A 19,511-nucleotide genomic window follows, 5' to 3' on the forward strand; every position below is an offset into this window, starting at 1 on the left:
CGATTAGCCGAAGCGCCCGCCGCGCTGGATCACCTCGATCTTGTAGCCGTCGGGATCCGAGACGAAGAAGAAGCGCGCCAGCGTCTTGCCGTCGTGCTTGAAGTCGCGCAGCGGCCCGGGCGACAGTTTCTCTCTCTCGAAGCGCGCGTGCTCGGCATCGACGTCATCGACGACGACGGCGAGATGGCCGTAGCCGTCGCCGAGCGTGTAGGGCTCCTTGCGGTCGAAATTGACCGTGAGCTCGACCTCGAAAGGCGAGGAGGGATGGCGCAGATAGATCAGGGCGAAGTCGCCAAATCTCAGATTGTCCGCGATCTCGAGCCCAAACGCGCGGTGATAGAAGTCGAGCGCCTTGGCCTCGTCGAACACGCGGATCATCGAATGCACGGGTTTCGCCATTCAGTTCAGCTCCTTCAGATAGGCGATGATCATGGCGCGGGTTTCCGGCTTGGCCTGCCGGTAGGCCATCACGGCGCCGGGGATCACCTCTTGTGGATTGGTCAGCCAGGCATCGAGCCTCGTGTCGTCCCAGACGAAGTCAGCCTTGGCGAAGCCCGCGGAATATTTGAAGCCGTCGGCCTTGCCGGCATGGCGGCCGACGATCTTGTAGAGCGACGGTCCTTGCCGGGCCGGATCCGTCGCGTTTGACGTGTGGCAGGTCGCGCATTGCTGCTTGAACAGTGTCGCCCCATCGGGCGGCTTGGCAGCAGGCAACGGCATTTGCGCAGCCGCCATTTGCACTGCAAACATCGCGCTGCAAAATCCCAGCGCCAACGTCCACCTCGCGCGCAGCTTTGTCATATACATCACCGCCTCTGTGCGGTGACTGTAGGAGGCTGAAATCGGCCGTTGGTAGTAGCGGGCTGTTTCACAGCAGAACAAAGCTGGGCGCTGATCTGGCGCGGAACCGATCGTTGCCGCATATGCGGACGACAAATCCGCAAAATGACCGCGAAATCCCTGCACGATCACCACACGCCGCCGCTTGCATTGCGCGTGCGCCGTTTGCGGAAAATTCAATCTCGCGCGATGGGGTTCAGGGTCGGCGCTGCAAACGGCGCACCACCCGCGCCGCTCCGTCCATCGTCAATCAAAGTCCTGGAGAAATAGATGACGTTTGCAAAGACCAGCGTGCTCGCCCTTGCCATCACGGCCGCGATGGCCGGTCCCGTCCTGGCGCAGGGCGCGACGACGCCGGACACCCAGCTTCGCGGTGGTGCGCAGGGCCGAGGCACCATGCAGCAGGGCGGCGGCATGTCCGGCAGCGGCGATGAGGAAATGGCGGCGCAACCGACGTCGCCGACGCAAAAGAGCGCCACCAGCGCCAAGTCGGGCAACAAGGGAACGGTCGGCAGCGGCCACGCCACACCGAAGTCGGGCGGTTCCGAGATGGCGCCTGCAACCAAGAAGTACTGATCCGCGATGATCGGATTCCGGATGCAGCGCCGCGCGCTGCGTCCGGTGCTCCCTAATCGTCGAAACGTTGACTGCCGCGGCCCGCCTTGATGTCGCTGCGGCGTTTCTTGCCCTCGAGCCGGCGCTTCTTTGAGCCGAGCGTCGGCCTGGTCGGCCGCCGCGGTGTCGGCCGCACCATCGCCTCCTTCAGCATCTCGAACAGCCGCTCGATCGCGTCCGAGCGATTGCGCTCCTGGGTGCGGAAACGGAACGCCTGGATCACGATCACGCCGTCCTTGGTCATGCGGCTGCCGGCGAGCCGCGCCAGCCGCTGCGCCGCGTCCTGCGGCAGTGCGATCTTGGTCGTGTCGAAGCGAAGCTGGGCTGCGGTCGAGACCTTGTTGACGTTCTGCCCGCCCGGACCGGAGGCGCGGACAAAGACGATCTCAATGTCATTCTCGTCGATCGTAAGGTCGCGGGACAGCCGCAGCATGACATCACCCGGTGCAGGGAAGAATCGGCGGCCGCAGGATAGCGGGTTTGTGTTGCGCGTGCTTGGGCGGTGTTGATGCAGCGTTCGTTACGTCAGCGGTCGGAGTTCGCGGCCACCCCTCTCCCCACCCTCCCCCGCAAGGGGGGAGGGAGCCCATCCGCCTGCGCGTCCCTAACTCTATCTCACCCGCTCAAGCTTCAGTTGTGATGCGATGTAAGGTGAGCACGCCTCTCAGGCTCCCTCCCCCCTTGCGGGGGAGGGTGGGGAGAGGGGTGGCCACAACGGTGGTGTGAGAAGGAGCGGCGCGCCGAACCGCGTCAGTTCGCCTTCGGCGGCGCCGATGCCGGCTGCGCTGCGGCTTGCGGGGCGCGGCCGACGATCACGGTGAGCAGGCCGTTGCCCCACAGCCTCTTGGAGACCCGCTTGACGTCGTCGAGCGTCACCGCATCGACGATGGCGCTGCGCTTCTCGATGTAATCGATCGGCAGCTTGTCGAGCTGGTATTGCAGCATCGCCTGCGCGAGCTTGGAGGAGGTGTCGAGCGCCAGCATCTGCGAGCCCTTCAGATAGGACTTCGCCTCGTCGAGCTCCTGCTGCGTCGGACCTTCCTCGGCGATGCGGCGGATCTCCGCCTCGATCGCATCGACGGTCTCGCCGGCGCGGTCGGCGCGGGTGCCGGTGTTGCCGATGAACAGCGCGGAGTGATCCATCCAGAGCAGCGCTTCATAGATCGAATAGGCCAGCCCGCGCTTCTCGCGCACTTCCTTGTAGAGCCGCGACGACAGCCCACCGCCGCCGAGAATGTGGTTCACCACATAGCCGGCCATGAAATCCGGGTCGTGCCTGTTGATGCCGGGGCCGCCGAAGGTGACGACGGTCTGCGGCACGTCGAGCGGGACAAAGGCGCGCTGCGGCGGCTTGGTCGCCACGACGTCGGGAATCGCGGTCAATTCGGCCTTGGCCGGCAGGCTGCCGAAGGTCTTGTCCAGCAGCTTGCCGAGCGTATCGGCATCGACGTCGCCGACCACGGCGATGCGCAGCGTGTCCTTGGCGATGATGCGGCGGACATAGTCCTTCAGATCGGCAATCTCGATGGTCGGCACGCTCTCGAGCGTGCCGGTCGCCGCCCTGGCATAGGGGTGATCGCCGAAGGCGAGCTCGAGGAACTTGCGGCCGGACAGCGAGGACGGATTGGTCGATTCGCGGCGCAGGTTCGAGATCACCTGGGCGCGGATGCGTTCGACGTCCTTCGGCTCGAACCGCGCCGAGGTCAGCGCCATCCGCAACAGGTCGTAGGCTTCGTCCTTGTTGTCCTTGAGCATGCGCAGCGAGCCGCGGAACTGATCGCGGTTGGACTGGAAGCTGAGCTCGATGGCGCGGCGCTCGAGCCGCTCATGATAGGTCTTGGAATCGAGATCGCCGGAGCCCTCGTCGAGCAGGTCGGCGACCAGATTGCCGACGCCGGGCTTGCCGGGCGGATCCTGGCTGGCGCCGCCGCCGAAGGAATATTCCATCGCGATCAGCGGCACGGTGGCGTCCTGCACGAACCACGCTTCGATGCCGCCGGGCGACACCAGCCGCTGGATCTTGGCCGCAGCCTGCGAGGGCGCTGACGTCAGCGTCAGCATCGCGGCGCAGGCGCCGCCGATCAGCGCCGCGCGGCGGGTGAGGGAATAGATCACGAGCGCTTCTCCTCGCGTTTCGGCGCAGTATCCTTGATCAGATAGCCGGTCACCGACCGCTTCTTGTCGAGCCAGGTGGCGGCTGCTGCGCGCACCTGCTCGGCGGTGACGGCGCGAACGCGATCCGGCCAGCTCCTGATGTCGTCGATGCCGAGCCCGGTGGTCAGCGCGCCGCCATACCAGCGCGCCAGCGTCGCCTGGTTGTCCTGGGCGTAGATCGCCTCCGCGATCAGCTGGGTCTTGACTCGCTCGAGGTCCTCGGCGCGCGCGGGGTTCTGCGCGAGATCGGCGATCACCTTGTCGATCGCGTCCTCGATCTGGGCGAACTCGACGCCGGCCTTGGGCGTCACCGCGATCGAGAATTGCGACGGATCGAGCGCGGTGCCCTGGTAGCCGGCGCCGGCCGAGATCGCGAGGCCCTTGTCGATCACCAGCGAGCGATAGAGGTAGGAGTTGGCGCCGCCGCCCATCAATTGCGCGAGCACATCGAGCGCCTGGCTCTCGCCCGCCGCCGCCGTGGTCGCTGACGGCACCAGATAGTAGCGGCGCAGGTTCGGCTGTTCGACGCGGGGATCCGACAGCGTCACGGTGCGCGGCGCGGCCGGTGTCGGCTCCTGCGGCCGGACACGCTTCTCGGGGATCGCACGCTGCGCCGGGATCGGGCCGAAATTCTTCTCGACCAGCGGGCGGATGTCCTTGACGTCGACATCGCCGGCGATGACCAGGATCGCGTTGTTCGGCGCGTAGAAGCGGCGGTAGAAGGCGAGCGCATCCTCGCGGTCGAGCTTCTCGATCTCCTGGTGCCAGCCGATCACCGGCCGGCCGTAGGGATGGTTGAGATAGAGCGCGGCCATGATCTGCTCGGTGAGCCTTGCATCCGGGTTGTTGGCAACCCGCATGTTGAATTCCTCGAGCACGACGTCGCGCTCGGGCAGCACATTCTCATCCTTCAGGATCAGGCCGGTCATGCGATCGGCCTCGAACTCCATCATGGTGGGCAGCTGCTCGCGCGGCACGCGCTGGAAGTAGCCGGTGTAGTCGTTGGAGGTGAAGGCGTTCTCGTTGCCGCCGATGCGCAGCACGGTCTGCGAGAACTCGCCGGCCGGGTGCTTGGCGGTACCCTTGAACATCAGGTGCTCGAGGAAATGCGCGAGGCCCGATTTGCCCGGCGTCTCGTCGGCGGAGCCGACCTTGTACCAGATCATCTGCGTCACGACGGGCGTGCGGTGATCGGGAATCACCACGACCTGCAGGCCGTTGTCGAGCGTGAAGCTCGCAGGGCGTTCCGAGGTGACGGTGGTCTGGGCGCGGAGGCTGCTGCCCGACAGCGGGATGGTTGAAACAAAGGCAGCAGCGAACAGGGCAATCGATCGGCGTGAGGGCATCATGGTCCTTATGGAAGCCTGAACTGATGGCCGGGCATGAAAGACGCCATCGTACACGGTGCGGTCCGTGCCAGTCGTCACGAAGCGGAGAGACGGATGTCCCCCCGCATTAAGCTTTGCTCATGTCAGCCTTCGCCCAAACAGGCCAAGCGTCACTGGATCGGTTTTCCGGTCATGACGTCGTACTGGCCCTCGTTCACCTTCGGCTTCATCGGGCCTGTGCCATAGTCAAAGCCCGAGGACGGCGTCTGGTAGCCCGGAGGGGGCTCGGTCAGGGATTCGCGCGTCGGCTCGCCCGGGAACGGCTTGGACTCGCTGCTGTTCCCCTTGAAGATGCCGAGCAGACCGCCGTTGTAGCCGAGCTGGCTCGGCATCAGCGACGGATTGGTGTTGGTGCCCGGCTCGAGCGGCTCTCTGCGGCCCTCGGTGGCCGTCTGCTGCTTGCGGCCCGCCTCGATCTCGGCCGGCGTCAACGCCACCGCTGACTGCCACGGCTCCTTCTTGACTTCCTTCTTGCGCGCCGCGATCGCAGCCTTGCGCGCCGCGATATCGGGGTCCTTCGGCCAGTTCGGCGCGTTGACCTGGGCGGCTGTGGCAGGCGGCGGCAGGTCGAGCTTCGGCGGCACCACCAGCGGCGAGCGCTCGCGATAATCGATGCCCTTGCTGGCGGCGCTCTTGGCGCCGAGCCCGGTCATCAGATTGTCGACGATCCGCTCTTCGAAGGTCAGGCCGTCATCGCCGTCGTCTTCATCGTCGCCGGCACGCACCGGGCCGGCCGTCATGACGAGGCCAATCCCGGCCGCAACGAACGCCAGACGCAGGCCGCGCATCAGCGGCAGCCGGGACGTCTCGATCAGGTAACCGCGGACTTTGGTGTTGCGCATCGCGCTATTCCCATCTCAAAATTCACCAAAGCGATCACTGGCTTAGCGCACAGTTTCGCTGGGTGCAGGTCGGCCGCCGACCGGTTCGTATCGGCCGGGATCAGGGCGCTTTTACGGCGGGGGTCCCCATGACGGAATCATACAATAGGGCCGCCACGCCAGCAACGATCGCCACATCGGCGAGGTTGAATATGTACCAATTGAAGGTTTTTCCCCCGATCTCGATATGAAACAGGGCAAAATCGACCACGGCGCCATAGGCGAAGCGGTCGATCCCGTTGCCGATCGCACCGCCGATGATCAGGCCGAGCGAGAGGGTCGCTAGCCAGGTCCGCGACCGCGCCATCCAGATCGCCAGCGCGATCACGGCCGCGGCCTTGATCACCATCAGCAGGATCTGGGCCGCCGGGGTCTCGCTCTGAAACCAGCCGAAGCTGATGCCGGGATTCCAGGCCAGCACCAGGTCGAAGAACGGCGTCACCTCGACCGCGCCGCGGTGGCCAATGCCGAAGACGAACAGCAGCCAGAGCTTGGAGGCCTGGTCGGCGATCAGGGTGATGACCGCCGCCAGCACACCGGCGCGAACGGGAGGGGTCATTGCCAGCCCACCAAAGGTGTCGTCCCTGCGAAAGCAGGGACCCATACGCCGTGCCGGGTATTGTTTGAATGACTCGGGGTCATCACCTTCGTCCGTTCGAGACAGCGGTGGTTATGGGTCCCGGGTCAAGCCCGGGACGACGGCGAGTTAGGAGATGCTGACCCCCAGCGCCTTCCATTCGCGCAGCGCTTGCGCGTCGCGCGGCGAGACGTCGGGATATTCGGGATCCTCGCCGATATCAGGCAGGATCTTCCACGAGCGTGCGCATTTGGTGCCGACCGCCTTCTCGACCACCACCGCGACGCCGGGCACGGCATCGAGGCGGAAGGCATTGGCCGGCGCCTCGCCCTCGCGCACCTCGTAGTTCGAGGTGATGCAGACCTCGGCGAGATCGATGTCGAACAACGTTGCCAGCATCTCGCGGTCAGCGATGTAGATCACCGGCGAGGCCTCGAGCGAGGAGCCGATCCGCTTGGCGGCGCGCTCGAGCTCGAGCGCACCGGTGACGACGCGGCGGACGTTGCGGATCGTCTCCCACTTCGCGGCGAGCGCGTCGTCGCGGAACTGCTCGAGACCTTCGGGGAACAGCGTGAGATGCACCGAGGGCTCGGCGTTCGGCCGGTACATCCGCCAGGCTTCGTCGGTGGTGAAGCTCAGGATCGGCGCCAGCCATTTCAGGATCGCGTCGCAGAGCAGGTCGATCGTGGTCAGCGCCGCCTTGCGCGCCACCGAGGACGGCGGGTCGCAATACAGCGTATCCTTGCGGATGTCGAAGTAGAACGCCGACAGCTCCGAGTTCATGAAGGCCGCGAGCGTTGCGACCACGGTCTTGTAGTCGAACGCGGCATAGGCCTTGCGGATGGTCTCGGTGTGGCCGGCTAGTTCGTGCAGCATCAGCCGCTCGAGCTCGGGCATCTCGGCGAAGGCGACCTTCTCGCTCGGCTTGAAATGATGCAGCGTGCCGAGCATCCAGCGGATCGAGTTGCGCAGCTTGCGATAGGTCTCGATGGTGTTCTTCAGGATCTCCGGGCCGATGCGCTGGTCGTCGGCATAGTCGGTGGCGCAGACCCACAGGCGCAGGATATCCGCGCCGGAATCCTTGATCACCTTTTGCGGCTCGACCGTGTTGCCGAGCGACTTCGACATCTTGCGGCCGTTCTCGTCGAGCGTGAAGCCGTGGGTCAGCACGATGTCATACGGCGCGCGGCCGCGCGTGCCGGCGCTTTCCAGCAGCGACGAGTGGAACCAGCCGCGATGCTGGTCGCTTCCTTCCAGATACATCACGGTGTCGTTGCCGCCGTCGATCTTGCGGACGATGTTGCCGAGCTGCGGGAAGTTCTGGCGGTCTTCCAGCACGAAGGCGTGCGTGGAGCCGGAATCGAACCAGACGTCGCAGATGTCGTCGACCTTCTTCCAGTTCTCCGACGCGCGGCTCCCGAGGAAGCGCTCGCGGGCGCCGTCCATGTACCAGGCGTCGGCGCCTTCCTCCATGAATGCTTCGGTGATGCGCTGGTTGACCACCTCGTCCTGCAGGATCTCGGCCGAACCGTCGGCCTTCTCGCGCACGAACACGGCGATCGGCACGCCCCAGGCGCGCTGCCGCGAGATCACCCAGTCGGGACGGTTGGCGATCATGCCGTTGATGCGGTTCTCGCCGGCCGGCGGCACCCATTGCGTGACCGAGATCGCCTGCAGCGCGCGGGCGCGCAGCGTGTCGCCCTTCTTGGCATAGCCATCTTCCGCGATGGGCTTGTCCATCGCGATGAACCATTGCGGCGTGTTGCGGAAGATCACCGGCTTCTTGGAGCGCCAGGAATGCGGGTACTGGTGCTTGAGGCGGCCGCGCGCCAGCAGCTTGCCGGCCTCGATCAGCGCCTTGATCACCGCCTCGTTGGCGTCGCCCTTCTCGCCCTTGTCGTTGAGCACGCGCTTTCCGGTGAAGCCCGGCGCCTGCGCGGTGTAGGCGCCGTTCTCGTCGACCGTATAGGGGATCGCAGTCGGGATGCCGCGGGCATCGAGCTCGCGGGTGTTGGCGGTCCAGACATCGAAGTCCTCGCGGCCGTGGCTCGGCGCGGTGTGCACGAAGCCGGTGCCGGTGTCGTCGGTGACATGCTCGCCGGCGAGCAGCGGCACGATGAATTCGTAGCCGCCGCCAAAGCCGCGCAGCGGATGGGCGCATTCGACGGCGTCCAGCGTGTCGCCGGGGATATCGCGGACCTTCTCATAGGACGTGACGCGCGCCTGCTTGAAGACCTCCGCGGCGAGCGCATCGGCCAGGATCAGGAGATCGCCGGTCTTCGCCCAATTGTCGGCGGGCGCGTCCGAGACCTTGTAGAGGCCGTAGGCGATCTTCGGCGAGAACGAGATCGCCCGGTTGCCGGGCAGCGTCCACGGCGTGGTGGTCCAGATCACGACCGAGGCACTGGCCAGCGCACCATGCGCCGGCGAGGTGACCGGGAATTTCACCCACACCATGTCGGAGGTGTAGTCCTCGTACTCGACCTCGGCTTCGGCGAGCGCAGTCTTCTCGACCACGCTCCACATCACCGGCTTGGAGCCGCGATACAGCGTGCCGTTGGCGGCGAACTTCATCAGCTCGCGGGCGATCTGCGCCTCGGCCGGATAGCTCATCGTCTCGTAGGGATGATCCCAGTCGCCGATGATGCCGAGCCGCTTGAACTCCTCGCGCTGCACGTTGATCCAGTGCGTCGCATAGGCGCGGCATTCCCTGCGGAACGCGACCATCGCGGCGGAGTCGCGGAAGTCGGGCTTCTGCTTGCCCTTGGAGCGGTAGTTCTCCTCCTCGATCTTCCATTCGATCGGCAGGCCGTGGCAGTCCCAGCCCGGCACATAGTTGGAGTCGAAGCCGAGCATCTGCTGGCTCTTGGTCACGACGTCCTTGAGGATCTTGTTCAGCGCGTGGCCGATATGGATGTTGCCGTTGGCGTAGGGCGGGCCGTCATGCAGCACGAATTTGGCGCGGCCCTCGGCTTCCCGGCGAAGCCTGTCGTAGAGGCCGATGTCGTTCCAGTATTTCAGGATTTCCGGCTCGCGCTGGGGCAGGCCGGCGCGCATCGGGAATTCCGTCTGCGGCAGGTAAAGGGTCTTGGAATAGTCGTTAGCGTCGGTCTTTTGCGGCTTGTCGGACATAAAAGCTCTGATTTGGCAGGTGCGGGCGCGGAAACGCGATCAATCGCGGGTGAAACGACGAAGTCCCGGTCTTGCGCCGAGCCTTCAAGCTCAGGCGGAAGCCGGGCCGCTAATCCGTATGATGCGCCGCGAAAACATGGGTTTTCCATAGCAGCCAAGCGGGGAAATCGCAAAGCCCCCGCCGCCGGCAAATCGAGCCCCGCCGGGCCGCCCTAAGCCTGCCGCGGCCGGGCCGGATTTCCTGCCACGGTCGCGCCGGGGGCGACGTCCCGCGTCACCACGCTGCCGGCCCCGACCAGGGCGCCGTCGCCGATCGTGACGCCCGGCAGGATGATGGCACCGCCGCCGATCCAGACGTCGCTGCCGATCCGGATCGGGCGGCCGAATTCCAGCCCGGCGCGCCGGGTCGCGGCGTCGCGCGGATGGTCGGCGGTATAGATCTGCACCGCGGGTCCGATCTGGGTGCGATCACCGATTGTGACCTCGACGACGTCGAGGATGACGCAATTGAAGTTGAGGAACACGCCGTCGCCGAGGCTGATATTGCTGCCGTAGTCGCAGAAGAACGGCGGGCGGATCACGGCGTCCTTGCCGACCTTTCGGAAGCGCGCGGAGAGCAGGGCGTGCAATTCGGCCGCGGACGATGCGCCTGACGCGTTGTAGCGCGCCATCCAATGTTCCGCCGCGGTATGGTCGGCGGCAAGCTCGGCATCCGGGCGATAGAGCTCGCCCGCCAGCATTTTCTCTTTCTCTGTTCTCAACCAATCACTCCGAGCTGCGGGAACGCGTCGGGAGCTGCGGCCAATGCCGCGCGCGCCCTGGCGCTGTCGTCATCCATCTGGCGTATCAACGCTTCGATGGTGTCGAATTTCAGCTCTTCGCGAATGAAACTGATGAAGGCGACATCGAGGACCGTGTCGTAGAGATCGCCCTTGAAGTCGAACAGGAACACTTCGAGCAGCGGCGCGCCGTTGTCGAAGGTCGGCCGGCGCCCGAAGCTTGCGACGCCGTCGAACCGCACCTTGTCGTTTCCGTGGACCTTGCCGACCCGCACCGCATAGATGCCGTGCTTCAAGCCGCAATGCTTGTCGAGGCGGATGTTGGCCGTGGGGTAACCGAGGTCGCGGCCGCGCTTCTCGCCATGGATCACCTTGCCGGTCGCAAACCACGGGCCGCCGAGCATCGTGGTGGCATCGTCGATCTGGCCTTCGGCGAGCGCCATGCGGATGGCGCTGGAGGAGACCGGGCGTTCCTCGATGTCGACATGGGCCTGCACATCGACCTCGATGCCGAGCCGCGGCGCTTCGCTGACCAAGAGGCTCGGCGAGCCGACCCGGCCCTTGCCGAAATGGAAGTCGTAGCCGACTGCGATGCCGCTGATGCCGAGCCGGCCGATCAGGTCATGGTGAATGAAGTCCTGTGCCGTGGTCCCGGCGCGCGCCTTGTCGAACGTCATGACGACGGCGCCGGCGAGCCCGGTAGCCGCGAGCAGCCGCAGCTTGTTGGTCTCGTCCGTGAGACGGAATTGCGGGGTGTTCGGGCTGAAGAAACTGCGCGGATGCGGTTCGAAGGTCACGGCGAGCGCGGGCACGCCGTGCGTCTTGCCCATCGCCAGCGCCGCGCCGATCACGGCGCGGTGACCGAGATGGACGCCGTCGAAATTTCCCATCGCGACCACGGCGCCCTTCGGAATGGCGCTTTCAGGGGTGTTGTCGCGGATAACGGTAAAGCCGGTGCTCATGTCAGGTATTCTTCAAGGATTCTTAAGCATGATTGGTGCGGGCCGGACCGTGACGTGGCGGCGGCGTGGAAGTCAAGCATAGCGAAAATCGCGTCAAATCCGTAACAATCCGGATTCAGCCGGTTAACGCGCTGTTTAACGCCTGCTGTTAGTCGTTGGCGGAAAGCTGCGTTCGTGCAGAAGCCAAGTTGCGTCAGGCGTTTTGGGGGAAAAGATGGCGGTTGATTTGTCCATGCCGGTTCTGGTGGTTGATGATTACAGCACCATGATCCGCATCATCCGGAATCTTCTCAAGCAGCTTGGATTCGAGAATATCGACGACGCCTCCGATGGCTCCGCGGCGCTCAACAAGATGCGCGGCAAGAAGTACGGCCTGGTGATTTCCGACTGGAACATGGAGCCGATGACCGGCTACGACCTGCTCAAGGAAGTCCGCGCCGATCCCAATCTCGCGACCACGCCCTTCATCATGATCACGGCGGAATCCAAGACCGAGAACGTGATCGCGGCCAAGAAGGCCGGCGTGAACAACTACATCGTCAAGCCGTTCAACGCGGCCACGCTGAAGACCAAGATCGAGGCGGTCTTCCCGGACATGGCGACCGCGTAAGCGCCCGTCCGTCGCATCACGATTCATCCTCATCTCATTGCGCGTCAGCGAATGACCAGCGCCGCCTCACCGTCGCCCCCGCGCAACGGCTTTGCCGTTGTCGCCTGAGGAGCCGCGATGCGGCGTCTCGAAGGGTCGACGGCCCGGCTGGTGGCCGTGCATCCTTCGAGACGCGCGCAAGAGCGCGCTCCTCAGGATGACGGGACCAAAGCATTGTACAATTTCGGAATATTAGAAGAATATCGCTGAGTTGCCCGACGTGTCAAGTTAGCTGGTGGCCGAACGTCGACTGCCGCCGGCTACTTTGCATGGGGTTGTTTTCGATATTTTGGCAGCGCGCCTCTGCGGGGTTGCCGGCTACCACTTCAGCTCGCGCATCAGCGCGCGCGGCGGATGGCCGAACAATTCCTTGATCGAGGCCGCATCGAGCTGCTCGATGCCCTCGAATTGCTCGGAATGGATGCCGCGCGTGACGAACAGGAGATCGATGCCGAAGCCATGGGCGCCGGTGAGGTCGGTGCGTACGGAATCGCCGATCGCGAGCACGCGGCTCAATTCGGTCGGACGCCCGCGGCGTTCAGTGGCCAGCGCCATCGCGCGCTCGTAGATCGGCCGGTGCGGCTTGCCGTAGAACACCGCCTCGCCGCCGAGCTCGCGATAGAGTTCGGCAATCGCACCGGCGCAATAGATCAGCCGGTCGCCGCGCTCGACCACGATGTCCGGATTGGCGCAGACCAGCGTCAGCTTGCGTTCGAGCGCCTTCAGCAGCGTGTCGCGATAATCCTCGGCGGATTCGGTCTCGTCGTCGAACAGGCCGGTGCAGATGATGTAGTCGGCCTGCTCCAGCGGCACCAACGTGGCGTCGAGGCCGCGATGGATCGAGCTGTCGCGCTCCGGACCGATCCAGAAGATTTTCTGACCGGGATGATCGGCGACGAAGTGGCGCGTCAGGTCGCCGGAGGAGACGATCGCGTCATAGGTCTCGTCGGCGACGCCGAGCTTGCGCAGCTGGCGCTGTACTGAGTCAGCCGGACGCGGCGCGTTGGTGATCAGAATGACGGTGCCGCCCTGCTGGCGGAACGTGTGCAGCGCCTCGCAGGCCTCGGGAAAGGATTCGAGCCCGTTGTGCACGACGCCCCAGATGTCCGACAGCACGACGTCGACGTCGCCGGTGAGGTCGCGCAGCCGCTCCACGAAACGCAGCGATGTCATGATGCGGACCGCCGGTCAGTTGGGCCCGAGCGCGCGGCGCGCCAGCGCGGCGCTGCCGGTCGTGCGCGGTGGCGCTGCGGGGCTGGAGACGGGTGCGGAAGTGCCGGCGCCATTGAGGTCCTGGGGCTTGGTCTGCGGAGTCTCGGCGGTAGCAGATGCCCCTTCGGGCCGCAACGGCCGCGGCGGGGCGAACAGGAAGCCCTGGCCGAACCGGACATCGTAGTCGAGCAGGTCGACCACCGAGCGCTCGCCCTCGATCCGTTCGGCGATCAGGTCGATGCCGAAGCGGCCGAGCAGGTCGGACAGATCGGAGGGATCGATATCGGCGGTTGCGCTTTGTCTGGCGTCGAGCAGCAGCGCGGCCGGCACCTTGATGAAGCGGACGCCGCGATCGGCGAGCTCGCGCGGCTCGAGGCGGAGGTCGCTGACATGGTCGATCGAGAACCGGTAGCCGCGCTGCGACAGCGCTGCGAGATTCTCGCTTTCAACCGGGCCGAGATTGCGGAAGGTCGCCTGCTTGAACTCGAGCACGAAGGAGGGCGCCAGCGCGCGGTTGGCCTCGAGGAAGTCGAGACACTGGGTGAAGTGCTGCGGGCTGGCCAGTGTCGCGGCCGAGACGTTGCAGAACACGCCGACATCCTTGCTGCGGATCATCAGGCGGCGCAGCACCTGGACGCAGCGAAGCATCACCATGTGGTCGATGCGGCCGATCAGGCCGCCGACTTCGGCGGCCTCGATGAAATCGTCGGCGGCAAGCACCTGGTCGCGCTCGTCGCGCAGCCGCGTCACCGCCTCGTAGTAGCGCACCTTGCGCTGCGGCAGCGTCACCATCGGCTGCAGATAGATGTCGAGGCGGTTCTCGTCGATGGCGTGCCTGACCGCGGCAATGAGCTGGGTCTGGCTGCGTGAGATCGGCGATGGGGGCGCAACCGGCGGCGGGGGCGCAAACACGACAGTCGGAGCCGGCGGGACCGGTTGCAGCAGATCGTCGCGCGGCGAGGCGACCGGCTGCACCACGGGAGCGGCCGCCAGCACATCCTCATGATGGGCGACGGACGCCGCAAGCTGCCGCACCAGGCCGCCAAGTTCGTTGATCTCGCCGGCCATGCCCTGGATCCGGTCGGCGCCGGTGGAGTTCGCCGAGGCGACGCGGCCTTCGACCGCGGCCAGCCGGCGGCCGAATTCGGCGACCTGACGGGCGAGGTCGGCGGTGCCGCGCGACAGATCCGCGATCTGGCCGCCGACATCGCTGCGGTCGCGGAGCCGCATCGAGACGGCGTTGTAGAGGATCAGGCAGGTGAGGGCGGTGAGCGCGACGATCGCCGATTCCGATCCGCTGATGCCCGCCACCGAATACAGGACGAAGCCGAGCGAGGCTGCGACCAGCACCATGCAGATGGCGATGAAGATCGTCGAAATGCGAATCATGTCGCGCGCCCGCGCCCTCTCTCCGAACGTCCCCGGAGCGCAAGCTTAGCACCATTGTTGATTCGACGGGCCAGCGATCTTCCGAACCGGCTGGAACTGCACACGATTTTCGCTTCGTCTTGGTCGGCTTCGAAGTCGGGCTCCGTAACGGACCGGAGCCGGCCGCGGCGTGCCGGTCAGAGGTCGGCGGCGGCGATCCAGAACACCTCGCCCTCGGAGTCTTCGGTGTCGAGCCAGAGCAGCGGCAGGTGGGGATAGGCCGCCTCGAGATTGTCGCGGCCGCGACCGATCTCGCAGAGCAGCCCGCCTTGCGGGGTCAGATGCCGCTTGGCCTCATCGAGCAGGCGGCGGACGATATCGAGCCCGTCGGCGCCGCCGTCGAACGCGATCTTCGGCTCGGCGCGGCACTCGCGCGGCAGCGCGGCCATGCCCTCGGCATCGACATAGGGCGGGTTCGAAATGATGAGATCGTAGCTGACGTCGCCGAGCGGCTTGAACAGGTCGCCGCGATGGAGTGTGAGGCGATCGTCGAGGCCGTGGTCGGCGACGTTGCGCGCGGCGACCTCCAGCGCATCCTTCGAGATGTCCACCGCGTCGACCGCGGCGTTGGCGAAATGCCGGGCGGCCAGGATCGCAAGGCAGCCGGAGCCGGTGCAGAGGTCGAGCACGCGTTCGACGTCGGCGGGATCGCCGATCAGCGAGGTGCCGTCCTCGTCGCCGCCGAAATGCGAATCCAGCAATTCGCCGATGAAGGAGCGCGGCACGATGGTGCGCTCGTCGACGTAGAACGGCAGGCCGCGCATATAGACCTTGTTGACGAGATAGGCGGCGGGCTTTCGCGTCGCGATCCGCCGCTCGATCAAATCGAGGATCTGCTTGCCTTCGGCGACGGTGACGCGCGCGCTTGCGAAATTCTCGAACTGGTCGGGATGCAAATGCAGCGTCTCGCAGATCAGGAACGCGGCCTCGGCCACCGGATCGGTGGTGCCGTGCGCGAACACGAGCTTTGCCGCGTTGAAGCGGCTGACCGCATAGCGCAGGAAATCGAACAGGGTGTGGAGCTCGCCGGCGCCGACCTTGGGCGCTTTCGGCGCAGCGGGGCTGCGCCTGGCCGGCACTTTGCTGCGCTTCGCCATCAGGATTTGGTCCAGCGCGCGGCGGCCGCGTCGTCATGGCCCTGCGCCTCGATCCAGCTCGTGCCGCGTGCGCTTTCCTCGCGCTTCCAGAACGGCGCGTTGGTCTTCAGATAGTCCATCAGGAACTCGGCTGCCTCGAACGCGGCCTGCCGGTGCGCCGAGGCGGTCACGACCAGCACGATGTTCTCGCCCGGCGCGATGCGGCCGAAGCGATGGATGATGGTGAGGCCCTGCAACGGCCAGCGCGCCAGCGCCTCGTCGGCGTGGCGCGCAATCTCGGCTTCCGCCATGCCCGGGTAATGTTCGAGCGTCAGCGCGGCGATCGGCTCGCCCTGTTCGCTGCCGCGGCAGATGCCGCTGAAGCTGACGACCGCGCCGACATCGGTGCGGCCCTTGCTTAAGGCTGCGATCTCCTGCGCGACGTCGAAGTCGGCTTGCTGGATCCGGATGGTCGCTGCGATAGCCATAGGAATATCTAACCGCCTGTCATCGGCGGGAAGAACGCGATCTCGCGGGCGCCGGAGATCACAGCGTCCGGTTTGACATGGGCATGGTCGATCGCGGCGCGGATCACCGTGGGCTTCTCGAAGGCGTGGGCGTAGCCGTCGTCGCGCGCGGCAAGCCAGCCGATCAGCTCGCCGACGGTGCGCACCTCGGCCGGCGGCTCGACGATCTCTTCGGCCTTGCCGATGCGCTCGCGCACCCAGGCGAAATACTTCAGCTTCATCCCTCATCCTCCTTGATGAGGTGATGGATGCCGGCACGGAAGTAATCCCAGCCGGTGTAGATCGTGAAGATCGCCGACATCCACAGCAGCACGATGCCGATCAGGGTGGTCGCCGGGAACACCTGTTCACCGGCTTCGCCGGCGATCAAGAAACCGATCGCCACCAGCTGGATCGTGGTCTTCCATTTCGCAAGCTTGGTGACGGGAACGCTGACCCGCAGGCCCGCGAGATATTCGCGCAGGCCCGAGACCAGGATCTCGCGGCACAGGATCACGATCGCCGCCCACAGCGTCCAGCCATGGATCGAATTGTCGGCGGCCAGCATCAGCAGGCTGGAGGCCACCAGCAGCTTGTCGGCGATCGGGTCGAGCATCCGGCCGAAGGCGGACTGCTGGTCCCACATGCGCGCGTAGTAGCCGTCGAGATAGTCGGTGATCCCCGCCGCAATGAACACGGCCAGCGCCACCCAGCGCAGCCACAACGGGCCGTCCAGGATCGACTGCCAGTAGACGCAGCCGATCACCACCGGGATCGCGGCGATCCGGGCGTAGGTGAGGATATTCGGGAGGGACATAGTCTTGCCCTGTCCCCGGGTCGTCGCGATGTTCATCCGTTCTACCAATACCGCTGAAGCCGGAAGGTCAACCGTGCGGGCGCCGAAGCACGGCGAGATTAGGCTGATTAGTCATGGCACCTTAGCCCCTTGTTTATGCATGTTCTTTTCGGAACGTTGCTTGCCACTTTTCCGCATCATGCCCTAGATGCCCTGTCGCAGGCGACGCCCTGATGACTCGCCTTTGGTTTAACCCGGCTGGGCGTGGAAAAACTCGAAAATCTTGCGGGCACTCTCGGCGCTGACGCCGGGAACCTTGCCGAGGTCGGCGATCGAGGCCCGCTCGATCTCCTTGAGCGTTCCGAAGTGGTGCAGCAAGGCACGTTTGCGCGACGGGCCGATGCCCGGGATCTCCTGCAATCCGGCCTCGCGGATGTCCTTTTTGCGCAGCTTGCGGTGCGAGCCGATCACGAAGCGGTGGGCCTCGTCGCGCAGCCGCTGGATGAAATAGAGCACCGGGTCGCGCGGCTCCAGCTTGATGGCCTCGCGGTCCGGCATGAACAGGGTTTCCCGCCCCGCATCGCGCTCCGGCCCCTTGGCCACCGCCATCAGCGAGACCTGGGTCAGCCCGAGATTCTCGAAAATCTCCCGGACCGCGTTGAGCTGGCCGCGGCCGCCGTCGATGATGACGAGATCGGGCCATTGCGGGAACGACTCGTCGTCCGCCCTGTCCTTTGGTTTGCCGGCTTCGCCCTCCGGCGGTTTCAGCAGCCGCTTGAAGCGGCGCTCCAGCACCTCGCGCATCATCCCGTAATCGTCGCCGGGCGTCAGCCCCTCGGACTTGATGTTGAACTTGCGGTACTGGTTCTTCATGAAGCCGTCCGGTCCCGCCACGATCATCGCGCCGACCGCGTTGGTGCCCTGGATGTGGCTGTTGTCGTAGACCTCGATGCGCTTCGGCGTATGCGGCAGGCCGAGCGTCGTGACCATGCCCTCCAGCAGCCGGCTTTGCGTCGCGGTATCGGCGAGCTTGCGGCCGAGTGCCTCGCGCGCGTTGGTGAGCGCGTGGCCGATCAATTCCTTCTTCTCGCCGCGCTTGGGCACGGAGACCTCGACCTTCGATCCGGCCTTCACCGACAGCGCGTCGGCGAGCAACGCGCTTTCCTCGATCTCGTGCGATAGCAGGATCAGCTTCGGCGGCGGCTTGTCGTCGTAGAATTGCGCAAGGAATGAGGACAGCACCTCTTCCGGCGTGAAGCTCTTTTCCGCGCGCGGGAAATAGGCGCGATTGCCCCAGTTCTGGCCGGTGCGGAAGAAGAACACCTCGACGCAGGAATAGCCGCCTTCCTGGTGGATCGCGAACACATCGGCCTCTTCGACGGTGCGCGGGTTGATGCCCTGCTGCGACTGGATCGCCGACAGTGCCGCGAGGCGGTCGCGGTACAGCGCCGCGGTCTCGAACTCGAGCTCGCCGGAGGCCTTCTCCATCTCGGCCGCGAGCAATTGCTTCACGGCGTGGCTGCGGCCGGACAGGAATTCGGTCGCCTCGCGCACCAGTTCGGTATAGCCGGGGAAATCGATCTCGCGCGTGCAGGGGCCTGCACAACGCTTGATCTGATAGAGCAGGCAGGGCCGGCTGCGGCTCTCGAAGAAGCCGTCGGTGCAGGAGCGGATCAGGAACGCGCGCTGCAGCGCCGTGATGGTGCGGTTGACCGCGCCCGCATTGGCGAACGGGCCGAAATAGCGTCCGGGCCGCGACTGCGCGCCGCGATGCTTGAGAATCTGCGGCGCCCAATGGTCGCCTGATATCAAGATATAGGGAAACGACTTGTCGTCGCGCAGCTGCACATTGAAGCGCGGCCGGAGCTGCTTGATCAGATTGGCTTCGAGCAGCAGCGCCTCGGTCTCGGTCGTGGTCGAGACGATCTCGACATGCGTGGTCGCCGCGATCATGCGCAGGATGCGCGCCGGCAGTGGCGCGTTGGCCCGCGCATAGGACGACAGCCGCTTTTTGACGTTCTTCGCTTTGCCGACATAGAGCACGTCGTTGGCGGCATTGAGCATGCGGTAGACGCCGGGCGAGGTCGGGGCGAGGCGCACCGCGTTCTCGATCGCCTCATGCCCGATCGAGAGCGTTCCCTCGGCGATTGTCTCGGTGGCGTCCTCCGATGCCTCGGGAAGACGTGCGTCATCCTCCTCCTCGGTGGCGGAGGTTTCCGGATCGACGTCGCTCGTGTCGAGCGTCAGGTCGTCCTGGGGCAGATCGGACTTTGCACTGCGGCGTGGCTTGGGGGCAGCCTCGCCATCAGTCTTGCCATCAGTCTTGCCATCAGTCTTGGGGGCCGGCGTCGGACGCTCGGGAGAATCGTGAACCATGGGCCGTAAATTAAGCGCTTGGGCGACCGGTCGCCAGCACTGGCGGCTCAGGAAAAAGAACCCGATTGCAGGGCGTTACTGGCCCGGCGCGGCCGGCCGGGGCGGGTCGGTAACACATTGTTAAGACTGATGAGCGGGCC

19 protein-coding genes are annotated in these 19,511 nt (G+C 65.5%); 2 read left to right on the forward strand and 17 right to left on the reverse strand.

What is annotated here, in order from left to right:
* Positions 1-3 precede the first annotated feature (3 nt).
* Together ACOIX3_RS06695 and ACOIX3_RS06700 are read right to left on the reverse strand one after the other, a co-directional pair.
* Complete coding sequence (locus ACOIX3_RS06695) at positions 4-399, reverse strand: VOC family protein (RefSeq protein ID WP_420968991.1); 396 nt, start codon at positions 397-399, stop codon at positions 4-6.
* The gene (locus ACOIX3_RS06700) at positions 400-720 is read right to left on the reverse strand and encodes a c-type cytochrome (RefSeq protein WP_420971670.1); all 321 of its coding nucleotides are present in this window, start codon (positions 718-720) and stop codon (positions 400-402) included. It lies immediately after the preceding gene.
* Positions 721-1,110: 390 nt separating this feature from the next.
* Here ACOIX3_RS06700 and ACOIX3_RS06705 point away from each other — a divergent pair, with 390 nt between their 5' ends.
* A complete protein-coding gene (locus tag ACOIX3_RS06705; protein ID WP_420968992.1) occupies positions 1,111-1,416 on the forward strand; it encodes a hypothetical protein in 306 nt (101 codons plus the stop codon).
* 52 nt (positions 1,417-1,468) lie between these two features.
* On the opposite strand, the gene arfB is transcribed toward ACOIX3_RS06705, so the two are convergent.
* From arfB to ACOIX3_RS06745, 8 genes are all read right to left on the reverse strand, one after another.
* The gene (gene arfB, locus ACOIX3_RS06710) at positions 1,469-1,888 is read right to left on the reverse strand and encodes an alternative ribosome rescue aminoacyl-tRNA hydrolase ArfB (RefSeq protein WP_420968993.1); all 420 of its coding nucleotides are present in this window, start codon (positions 1,886-1,888) and stop codon (positions 1,469-1,471) included.
* A gap of 317 nt (positions 1,889-2,205) precedes the next feature.
* Complete coding sequence (locus ACOIX3_RS06715; protein ID WP_420971671.1) at positions 2,206-3,516, reverse strand: M16 family metallopeptidase; 1,311 nt, start codon at positions 3,514-3,516, stop codon at positions 2,206-2,208.
* A 50-nt stretch (positions 3,517-3,566) separates the two neighbouring features.
* Positions 3,567-4,958, reverse strand: a complete 1,392-nt coding sequence (locus ACOIX3_RS06720; RefSeq protein ID WP_420968994.1) for a M16 family metallopeptidase — start codon at positions 4,956-4,958, stop codon at positions 3,567-3,569.
* A gap of 149 nt (positions 4,959-5,107) precedes the next feature.
* Entirely contained in the window at positions 5,108-5,839 is a 732-nt protein-coding gene (locus tag ACOIX3_RS06725) for a hypothetical protein (protein WP_420968995.1), read from the reverse strand.
* Positions 5,840-5,939: 100 nt separating this feature from the next.
* A complete protein-coding gene (lspA, locus tag ACOIX3_RS06730; RefSeq protein ID WP_420968996.1) occupies positions 5,940-6,437 on the reverse strand; it encodes a signal peptidase II in 498 nt (165 codons plus the stop codon).
* A 147-nt stretch (positions 6,438-6,584) separates the two neighbouring features.
* Complete coding sequence (ileS, locus tag ACOIX3_RS06735; protein WP_420968997.1) at positions 6,585-9,587, reverse strand: isoleucine--tRNA ligase; 3,003 nt, start codon at positions 9,585-9,587, stop codon at positions 6,585-6,587.
* 212 nt (positions 9,588-9,799) lie between these two features.
* The gene (locus tag ACOIX3_RS06740) at positions 9,800-10,327 is read right to left on the reverse strand and encodes a sugar O-acetyltransferase (RefSeq protein WP_342713442.1); all 528 of its coding nucleotides are present in this window, start codon (positions 10,325-10,327) and stop codon (positions 9,800-9,802) included.
* A gap of 17 nt (positions 10,328-10,344) precedes the next feature.
* Positions 10,345-11,328, reverse strand: coding sequence for a bifunctional riboflavin kinase/FAD synthetase (locus ACOIX3_RS06745; RefSeq protein WP_420968998.1), 984 nt, complete (start codon positions 11,326-11,328; stop codon positions 10,345-10,347).
* Between the two features lie 214 nt (positions 11,329-11,542).
* Here ACOIX3_RS06745 and ACOIX3_RS06750 point away from each other — a divergent pair, with 214 nt between their 5' ends.
* Positions 11,543-11,938 (forward strand): response regulator, encoded by a 396-nt coding sequence (locus ACOIX3_RS06750; protein WP_016844467.1) that lies wholly within the window; start codon positions 11,543-11,545, stop codon positions 11,936-11,938.
* A 357-nt stretch (positions 11,939-12,295) separates the two neighbouring features.
* Here the strand turns inward: ACOIX3_RS06750 and ACOIX3_RS06755 are convergent, their stop codons facing one another.
* From ACOIX3_RS06755 to uvrC, 7 genes are all read right to left on the reverse strand, one after another.
* Positions 12,296-13,150, reverse strand: coding sequence for a TIGR01459 family HAD-type hydrolase (locus tag ACOIX3_RS06755; protein ID WP_420968999.1), 855 nt, complete (start codon positions 13,148-13,150; stop codon positions 12,296-12,298).
* A gap of 15 nt (positions 13,151-13,165) precedes the next feature.
* Positions 13,166-14,578: an EAL domain-containing protein gene (locus ACOIX3_RS06760; protein ID WP_420969000.1), complete on the reverse strand. Its 1,413-nt coding sequence runs from the start codon at positions 14,576-14,578 to the stop codon at positions 13,166-13,168.
* A 176-nt stretch (positions 14,579-14,754) separates the two neighbouring features.
* Positions 14,755-15,714, reverse strand: a complete 960-nt coding sequence (prmB, locus tag ACOIX3_RS06765) for a 50S ribosomal protein L3 N(5)-glutamine methyltransferase (protein WP_420969001.1) — start codon at positions 15,712-15,714, stop codon at positions 14,755-14,757.
* Positions 15,714-16,181, reverse strand: a complete 468-nt coding sequence (locus ACOIX3_RS06770; RefSeq protein ID WP_420969002.1) for a molybdenum cofactor biosynthesis protein MoaE — start codon at positions 16,179-16,181, stop codon at positions 15,714-15,716. The genes prmB and ACOIX3_RS06770 overlap by 1 nt, the downstream gene beginning before the upstream one ends.
* Before the next feature lie 8 nt (positions 16,182-16,189).
* Entirely contained in the window at positions 16,190-16,441 is a 252-nt protein-coding gene (gene moaD, locus ACOIX3_RS06775; protein ID WP_173638532.1) for a molybdopterin converting factor subunit 1, read from the reverse strand.
* Positions 16,438-17,052: a CDP-diacylglycerol--glycerol-3-phosphate 3-phosphatidyltransferase gene (gene pgsA, locus ACOIX3_RS06780; RefSeq protein WP_097671595.1), complete on the reverse strand. Its 615-nt coding sequence runs from the start codon at positions 17,050-17,052 to the stop codon at positions 16,438-16,440. Before pgsA ends, moaD begins: the two co-directional genes overlap by 4 nt.
* A 192-nt stretch (positions 17,053-17,244) precedes the next feature.
* On the reverse strand, positions 17,245-19,371 hold the full coding sequence (gene uvrC / locus ACOIX3_RS06785) for an excinuclease ABC subunit UvrC (protein ID WP_420969003.1): 2,127 nt from the start codon (positions 19,369-19,371) through the stop codon (positions 17,245-17,247).
* Between the last annotated feature and the right edge of the window lie 140 nt (positions 19,372-19,511).

It is taken from the genome of Bradyrhizobium sp. B120, assembly GCF_049075665.1.
Classification (GTDB): Bacteria; Pseudomonadota; Alphaproteobacteria; order Rhizobiales; family Xanthobacteraceae; genus Bradyrhizobium.

Bases quoted from the DNA above. Each gene is read 5' to 3' on its own strand.
- ACOIX3_RS06695 (WP_420968991.1), bottom strand. From the start codon at position 399: ATGGCGAAACCCGTGCATTCGATGATCCGCGTGTTCGACGAGGCCAAG.
- ACOIX3_RS06700 (WP_420971670.1), bottom strand. From the start codon at position 720: ATGCCGTTGCCTGCTGCCAAGCCGCCCGATGGGGCGACACTGTTCAAG.
- ACOIX3_RS06705 (WP_420968992.1), top strand. From the start codon at position 1,111: ATGACGTTTGCAAAGACCAGCGTGCTCGCCCTTGCCATCACGGCCGCG.
- arfB (WP_420968993.1), bottom strand. From the start codon at position 1,888: ATGCTGCGGCTGTCCCGCGACCTTACGATCGACGAGAATGACATTGAG.
- ACOIX3_RS06715 (WP_420971671.1), bottom strand. From the start codon at position 3,516: ATGCTGACGCTGACGTCAGCGCCCTCGCAGGCTGCGGCCAAGATCCAG.
- ACOIX3_RS06720 (WP_420968994.1), bottom strand. From the start codon at position 4,958: ATGATGCCCTCACGCCGATCGATTGCCCTGTTCGCTGCTGCCTTTGTT.
- ACOIX3_RS06725 (WP_420968995.1), bottom strand. From the start codon at position 5,839: ATGCGCAACACCAAAGTCCGCGGTTACCTGATCGAGACGTCCCGGCTG.
- lspA (WP_420968996.1), bottom strand. From the start codon at position 6,437: ATGACCCCTCCCGTTCGCGCCGGTGTGCTGGCGGCGGTCATCACCCTG.
- ileS (WP_420968997.1), bottom strand. From the start codon at position 9,587: ATGTCCGACAAGCCGCAAAAGACCGACGCTAACGACTATTCCAAGACC.
- ACOIX3_RS06740 (WP_342713442.1), bottom strand. From the start codon at position 10,327: ATGCTGGCGGGCGAGCTCTATCGCCCGGATGCCGAGCTTGCCGCCGAC.
- ACOIX3_RS06745 (WP_420968998.1), bottom strand. From the start codon at position 11,328: ATGAGCACCGGCTTTACCGTTATCCGCGACAACACCCCTGAAAGCGCC.
- ACOIX3_RS06750 (WP_016844467.1), top strand. From the start codon at position 11,543: ATGGCGGTTGATTTGTCCATGCCGGTTCTGGTGGTTGATGATTACAGC.
- ACOIX3_RS06755 (WP_420968999.1), bottom strand. From the start codon at position 13,150: ATGACATCGCTGCGTTTCGTGGAGCGGCTGCGCGACCTCACCGGCGAC.
- ACOIX3_RS06760 (WP_420969000.1), bottom strand. From the start codon at position 14,578: ATGATTCGCATTTCGACGATCTTCATCGCCATCTGCATGGTGCTGGTC.
- prmB (WP_420969001.1), bottom strand. From the start codon at position 15,714: ATGGCGAAGCGCAGCAAAGTGCCGGCCAGGCGCAGCCCCGCTGCGCCG.
- ACOIX3_RS06770 (WP_420969002.1), bottom strand. From the start codon at position 16,181: ATGGCTATCGCAGCGACCATCCGGATCCAGCAAGCCGACTTCGACGTC.
- moaD (WP_173638532.1), bottom strand. From the start codon at position 16,441: ATGAAGCTGAAGTATTTCGCCTGGGTGCGCGAGCGCATCGGCAAGGCC.
- pgsA (WP_097671595.1), bottom strand. From the start codon at position 17,052: ATGAACATCGCGACGACCCGGGGACAGGGCAAGACTATGTCCCTCCCG.
- uvrC (WP_420969003.1), bottom strand. From the start codon at position 19,371: ATGGTTCACGATTCTCCCGAGCGTCCGACGCCGGCCCCCAAGACTGAT.